This is a genomic window from Herbaspirillum sp. UBA812, from assembly GCF_002296545.1.
In the GTDB taxonomy this organism is placed as follows: Bacteria; Pseudomonadota; Gammaproteobacteria; order Burkholderiales; family Burkholderiaceae_D; genus Herbaspirillum; species Herbaspirillum huttiense.
In genome coordinates this window covers 2,433-2,856 of sequence record NZ_DBIC01000286.1, presented here as the reverse complement: position 1 = coordinate 2,856, position 424 = coordinate 2,433, and the positions used below count along the sequence as shown (strand labels likewise).

The window sequence follows — 424 nt, the reverse complement described above, 5'->3', positions numbered from 1 at the left end:
GCCGCACGCGACAGGCTGGCATCGGCCGCCGCGCTGGCCGCCGAGATGGCACGGCTGGCGGCGGCACGGGCCAGCATGGCTTCGGTCGGACGCAGGCTTTCGAAGGCGGCCCATTCGGATTCCGGACGCGGTTTGGCCGCCGGATCGGTCTGGCGCGGATTGATTGAAGGCCACTTGCCGCCCTGCCCGCTGCCGGCAGACGTTGCCTGGCTGTTGCGGCTGCCGCCGGTGAGGGCCGACAGTGGCACTTTCCAGTCGTCACGCGGTGCATGCTCGGCCGGACGTTCCGGCGCCGGAGCTGGCGTCAGGCGTGCCGGCCGGGGACGCGGCGCGAAGGGCGAGGCCGGCGGCATGCGCTTGGCCGATGCGGAACCGGGAGCAGGCGCGCGCGGCATCGGGGCACGGCGTTCGGTACTGGCGGGGG

General features: G+C 74.3%; 1 pseudogene. It reads right to left on the bottom strand.

Features of this window, described 5'->3' with window-relative positions:
* Positions 1–424, bottom strand: a pseudogene (locus B3873_RS19775) (DNA translocase FtsK); the annotation flags it as partial.